We start from the raw sequence: 6,238 nt of genomic DNA on the forward strand, positions 1-6,238 counted from the left end.
GATGACGCGGGGTGGGCGACCGGGGTCAGCGGACCCAGCCGGTGTAGTGCTGGCCGGCCCAACCGCTTCGCCGCTCCGGCTGGCGGTCCCGCTCGTCCTGCTGCAACGCGGCGGCGGCGACCCGGACCAGCCAGGCGTTGACCGAGAGCCGTTCCCGGCCGGCGGCCTCCTCGATCCGGGCCTTGAGGTGTTCGGGCAGGCGGAAGTTGATCCGGGAGACGGCGCCGTCGTCGCCGTCGGGCGGCGGCGTCGGCGCGGCGGCCGCGCGGGGTTCGGCTGGCCCGTCGTACGCCGGGTCGAAGCTGTCCCGGGCCGGGTGGCCCGGCGCCGGTACGGCCGGCGGCGCCGCCACGACGAACTCGGGCTCGCCCGCCCGCAGGCGCAGGTCGACGGATCCCGGGGCGAGGTCGCGGGTGATTTCGTCCGCCGCCGCCGACAACGCGTCGAGCAGGGTGAGTCGGACGGCCGACTCCAGCGGCGCGGTCAGGCGTTCGGCCAGGGCGCGGGCGTCTTCGCCCCCGGCCTCGGCGGCGACCGCGAGCTGCCGCCGCAGGTTGTCGACGTACTGCGTGATGTCCATGGCACCATCATGGCATCACTTTGGCGCCACAGCAAGGCCGATCCGTTTTCTGTGGCGCCACGTGGCTCATGATTGGCGCCATTGCGTCGCCAGGATGTGCCACGTCCGGGCCGCGGTGGCGCCAGCCTCCCGTCCGTGTCGTTGGGTTAGACTGATCGGGCGTCCCACGGGACGCGGCCCGGATCGAGAGGCGCTGCGACGGATTCCATCCGCCACGCTCGATCTGCGGCCAGACGCAAGGGCGCCTCCGAGCAGGAGGTGCCCTTTTTGGGATCTCCTGCCGCGCCGTGGACCACGGTCACCGCGGCGCCGTACCGGTCGGACCTCGTCCGACCGACCTCCACGCGTTTCCGGAGTTACGGAAGAGGAATCCATGAACGTCAGACGGCAAGAGATCAACGGTGTCGAGTTCGCGGTGGCGGACCTGTCGCTGGCCGCGGCCGGACGGCACCAGATGCGCCTGGCCGAACACGAGATGCCCGGCCTGATGGCGATCCGGCGCGAGTTCGCCGACGCCCAGCCGCTGCGCGGGGCACGGGTCGCCGGCTCGCTGCACATGACCATCCAGACCGCGGTGCTGATCGAGACCCTCGTCGCGCTCGGCGCCCAGGTCCGCTGGGTCTCCTGCAACATCTTCTCCACCCAGGACGAGGCCGCCGCCGCGGTCGTCGTCGGCCCCGCCGGTACGGTCGAGGCGCCCAGCGGGACGCCGGTGTTCGCCTGGAAGGGCGAGACCCTGGCGGAGTACTGGTGGTGCACCATGCAGCTGTTCGACTTCGGTGACGGGCAGGGCCCGAACATGATCGTCGACGACGGCGGTGACGCGACGCTGCTCGTACACAAGGGGTTCGAGTACGAGAAGACCGGCGTCGTACCGCTGCCCGACGAGAACGACCACGACGAGTACAAGCTGATCCTGCAGACCCTGGCCGACAGCCTGGCCACCGACGGCCAGCGCTTCACCCGGGTCGTCGGTCAGATGCGCGGCGTCACCGAGGAGACCACCAATGGCGTCGGCCGGCTCTACCGGCTCGCTCGCGGCGGCCAACTGCTCTTCCCGGCCATCAACGTGAACGACTCGGTGACCAAGTCGAAGTTCGACAACAAGTACGGCATTCGGCACTCCCTCGCCGACGGCCTCAACCGGGCCACCGACGTCATGCTCGGCGGCAAGCTCGCCGTCGTCTGCGGCTACGGCGACGTGGGCAAGGGCGCTGCCGAGTCACTGCGTGGTCAGGGCGCCCGGGTCGTGGTGACCGAGATCGACCCGATCTGCGCCCTCCAGGCCGCGATGGAGGGCCTCCAGGTGGTCGAACTCGACGACGTGGTGTCGACCGGCGACATCTTCATCACCACCACCGGTGGCACCGACATCATCATGGCCGAGCACATGGCCAAGATGAAGCACAACGCGATCGTCGGCAACGTCGGCCACTTCGACCTTGAGGTCGACATGGCCGGACTGGCCCGGATTCCGGGCATCGAGCGGGTGGAGATCAAGCCCCAGGTGCACGAGTGGCGCTTCCCGGACGGGCACTCGATCATCGTGCTCTCCGAGGGGCGGCTGATGAACCTCGGCAACGCCACCGGACACCCGAGTTTCGTCATGTCGAACTCGTTCACGAACCAGGCGATGGCGCAGATCGAGCTGTTCACCAAGCCCGGCGAGTACGCCAACGACGTCTACGTGCTGCCCAAGCACCTGGACGAGAAGGTGGCCCGGCTGCACCTGGACGCGCTCGGCGTACGGCTGACCACACTGAGCAAGAAGCAGGCCGAGTACCTCGGCGTCGACGTCGAGGGCCCGTACAAGGCGGACCACTACCGGTACTGACACCGGCCGTAACCGTTCCGGGAGCCGTCAGCGGCGGCTCCCGGAACGGCGGTTGTCCCCGCCGAGCGCCGGGGCGGACAGACGCGGCGGGGCGCTGGCATCATCCGCTGGCGCGCATGCTCGCCATGGTGATCCGGAAGACGCGTTCACGCTGGTCCTCGTCGCGGTAGATGCCGGCCGTGATGGCGATGAGCAGCCGCATGACGTCGTCGATGTCGACGTCCCCCCGGACCGCTCCGGCCCGTTGGGCACGTTCGAGCAGTGGGCCGCCGGTCTCGTAGATGGCGTCCCGGCACACCGCGTACGCGTCCGAGTCACGGCTCAGTCCCTCCACGAGCGCCCGTTTCGTTCCCACCATGGAGACGAATCGGCGCAGCCAGGCATCCAGCGCCTCGTCCGGTTGCAGGCCGGTCAGTTCGTCGGCGTACCGGCACAGTCCGTCGACCTCCGCCACGTAGACAGACTCGACCAGCTCCTCCCGCGTGGGGAAGTTGCGGTAGAGCGTGGCTATCCCCACGCCCGCCCGTCGCGCGACCTCCTCCAGGGAGGTCTCCGCGCCGAGGTCCGCGAACGCCTCCCGGGCGGCCAGCAGCAGCGCGTCGAAGTTGCGCCGAGCATCGGCCCGGTGTGGACGTCTATTTGCGATAATGTCCGTTATAGCCAGAGTTCTCACCATCCTGGCAAGCGGAGGGATCCTCCGATAAAGTGGAGGCATCCTCCGCTACAGTCTATCTGACGAAAGGTCGTGGCTCATCATGCCCGACACTGGTACGGGAACCAGGAACACGATCACCATCGGTGGGGATCTCCTCGTCGGGCGCGTCGGTTACGGCGCGATGCAACTGACGGGCAAGCAGGTGTGGGGGGAGTACCCCGACCGGGACGGCGGCATCGCCCTGCTGCGGGCCGCGGTGGACGCCGGAGTCACCTTCGTCGACACCGCCGACGTCTACGGGCCGCACTCCAACGAGATCCTCATCCACGACGCCTTGCATCCGTACCCGGAGGGGCTGGTGATCGCCACCAAGGGCGGCTACGTCCGGGGCGGGTTCGACTACTCGACGCTGGACGCGGTCGGCAACCGCAACTATCTGCGGCAGTGCGCGCACATGAGCGCCCGCCGACTCGGTGTCGAGCGGATCGACCTCTATTACCTGCACAGTGGCCGAGCCACCGACGTGCCGTTCGAGGATCAGGTCGCCACTCTGGCCGAACTGCGCGAACAGGGGTTGATCCGGCACATCGGCCTGTCCAACGTCTCGGTCGAGCAGTTCCGTATCGCCCAGCGCATCGTCGACATCGCTGCGGTCACCGCGCTCTACAACGTCAGCAACCGGGCCGGTGTGGACCTGACACCGACCAGTCGGGCCGGGGCCGCGATGCTGGAAGCGGCCGAGGCGTCGGGAACGGTCTTCTCGCCCTGGCACCCGGTGAGCCTCGCGGACGGCGGTGACGCGGAGCGAATCACCGAGGCGATCGAGCCGATCGCGCAGCGGCACGACGCCACCGTACGGCAGATCGCCCTTGCCTGGCAGCTGCATCGCTCGCCGGTCACCATGCCGATCCCGGGGACGACGAGCCTCGTTCACCTGAAGGAGAACCTGGCGGCCGAGGCGATCCGGCTCGCGCCCGAGGAGGTGCGGGCGATCACTGCCCTCGTCCCGGAGGACTGACCGCCTTCCGGCCGGCCTCGGCGGTCGCTGTCCGGCGACGTACCCCGAGGTCGGCCGGCCGCGCGGCCCGGCGGGTCCGGGCGGACCGGCCGGTGGCGGTGCGACCGGGTCGTGACCGGGAGGTACGGCAGGACGACCGCAAGTTACCGGTAATGCTCTGAAAACCAGCGTCGATTTACCGGCCGTCTCACAAGGGTGTGGCCGCCGCGCTCTTTGGTGTCCAGGCTGGTCATACCATGCTCCATGGTGAACCTCGCGTCGAGTCCCGTGAACGCCGGTGGGACAGCCGGTGGTGCGCGGCCATTGATAGTTTCCGAAACTTTCCGCTAACATCGACCCACGCAACTGTTCCACAAGATCCAGAAATGACGTGTCAGGCATGTTGGCGCTGCCTGCGTGCGTCGACTACTGGGTGGTCAGAAGACGCCGGGTCAATGCTGTGGCGGTTTGCCCCTCCGGGCGTGGGCACCGTTACGAGCCGGGCGAGACAGGCGACTTCGCATCCGTTCGTTTCGACCTGCCGGCTGGCGTTCGCTGCCCGCCGGTCCGTCCCCCACCTGAACCGTCCGGAGGCAACAGATGAGCGACACCATGGATCGTCATGGCCGACAGGCCGCAGCGAGATCGGGACCGCGCCTGGCGCTGGTCCTCGTCGCGGCGGCAACACTCGTCGGCGGTGCGACGATCTTCGCCTTCACCCCCACCGCCAGCGCCGGTACGACCCTGGGTGCCTCGGCCGCCGAAAAGGGCCGCTACTTCGGCACCGCGGTCGCGGCCAACAAGCTCTCCGATTCCACCTACGTCGGAATCCTGAACCGCGAGTTCAACAGTGTGACCGCCGAGAACGAGATGAAGTGGGACGCGACCGAGCCGTCGCAGGGCAACTTCACCTACGCCAACGCCGACCGCATCGTGAACAGCGCCCGCGCCAACGGCCAGCAGGTACGCGGCCACGCGCTGGCCTGGCACTCGCAGCAGCCGGGCTGGGCGCAGAACATGAGCGGCACCGCCCTGCGCAACGCGATGCTCAACCACGTCACCCAGGTCGCCACCTACTACCGGGGCAAGATCTCCGCCTGGGACGTGGTGAACGAGGCGTTCGCCGACGGCAACACCGGTGCGCGGCGCGACTCCAACCTCCAGCGCACCGGCAACGACTGGATCGAGGCCGCGTTCCGGGCCGCCCGCGCCGCCGACCCCGGCGCGAAGCTCTGCTACAACGACTACAACACCGACGGGCAGAACGCGAAGTCCAACGCCGTGTACGCCATGGTGCAGGACTTCAAGGCGCGCGGTGTGCCGATCGACTGCGTCGGATTCCAGTCCCACTTCAACAGCCAGAGCCCGGTACCCAATGACTACCAGGCCAACCTCCAGCGGTTCGCGAACCTGGGTGTCGACGTACAGATCACCGAGCTGGACATCGAGGGCTCCGGCACCACCCAGGCGAACAACTTCGCCCGGGTGGTCACGGCGTGCCTGGCCATCACCCGGTGCACCGGCATCACGGTGTGGGGCATCCGCGACACCGACTCGTGGCGAGCCAGCGGCACCCCGCTGCTCTTCGACGGCAGCGGGAACAAGAAGGCCGCGTACACCTCCACGCTGAACGCGCTCAACGCCGGCGGCAACCCGATCACCACGCCCCCGACGCCGCCGACCACCGCCCCGCCGACCACTCCGCCGGTGACCCCGCCGCCGACCACCGCCCCGCCGACGACCCCGCCGCCCGGCGGCGCCGGCTGCTCCGCCACGTTGTCGAACAACTCCTGGAACGGCGGGTTCGTGACCACGATCCGGGTGACCGCCGGCTCGGCCGGGACGAGCGGCTGGACGGTCACCGTGACCCTGCCGGCCGGTTCCACCATCACCAACGCCTGGAACACGACCCGCAGCGGCAACACCGGCAGCGTCCAACTGAGCAACGTCGCCTACAACGGCCAGCTCACCGCCGGACAGGTGACCGAGTTCGGCTTCCAGGGCACCGGTACCGCCCCGAGCGGAACCCCCACCTGTAGCGCCAGCTGACCCCGACCGGTTCCGGGGGGGGGGGGGGGGGGGGGGCGGGGGAAGGGAACACCCCAAACAGAACCAAAAAGGAGGGAGAAACGGGGGGGGGGAGGTCCTGTGGGGGGGGGGGTTCGTGTGGGG

At 69.1% G+C, this 6,238-nt stretch carries 5 protein-coding genes; 3 read left to right on the top strand and 2 right to left on the bottom strand.

Translation table 11 applies throughout. The features are described 5' to 3' along the window. Positions 1-25: 25 nt before the first annotated feature. Entirely contained in the window at positions 26-580 is a 555-nt protein-coding gene (locus tag ACZ6QQ_RS34205; protein WP_465881970.1) for a hypothetical protein, read from the bottom strand. Positions 581-953: 373 nt separating this feature from the next. Between ACZ6QQ_RS34205 and ahcY the strand changes: the two genes are divergently transcribed. After that, positions 954-2,414 (top strand): adenosylhomocysteinase, encoded by a 1,461-nt coding sequence (gene ahcY / locus ACZ6QQ_RS34210; RefSeq protein ID WP_465881971.1) that lies wholly within the window; start codon positions 954-956, stop codon positions 2,412-2,414. Between the two features lie 100 nt (positions 2,415-2,514). Here ahcY and ACZ6QQ_RS34215 read toward each other — a convergent pair whose 3' ends face one another. Then, the gene (locus ACZ6QQ_RS34215) at positions 2,515-3,090 is read right to left on the bottom strand and encodes a TetR/AcrR family transcriptional regulator (protein ID WP_465881972.1); all 576 of its coding nucleotides are present in this window, start codon (positions 3,088-3,090) and stop codon (positions 2,515-2,517) included. Between the two features lie 79 nt (positions 3,091-3,169). Between ACZ6QQ_RS34215 and ACZ6QQ_RS34220 the strand changes: the two genes are divergently transcribed. Together ACZ6QQ_RS34220 and ACZ6QQ_RS34225 are read left to right on the top strand one after the other, a co-directional pair. Beyond that, entirely contained in the window at positions 3,170-4,087 is a 918-nt protein-coding gene (locus ACZ6QQ_RS34220) for an aldo/keto reductase (protein WP_465881973.1), read from the top strand. A gap of 579 nt (positions 4,088-4,666) precedes the next feature. Beyond that, on the top strand, positions 4,667-6,115 hold the full coding sequence (locus ACZ6QQ_RS34225; RefSeq protein ID WP_465881974.1) for a glycoside hydrolase family 10 protein: 1,449 nt from the start codon (positions 4,667-4,669) through the stop codon (positions 6,113-6,115). The last annotated feature ends 123 nt before the right edge of the window (positions 6,116-6,238 follow it).

Source organism: Micromonospora sp. NPDC049529 (genome assembly GCF_055586685.1).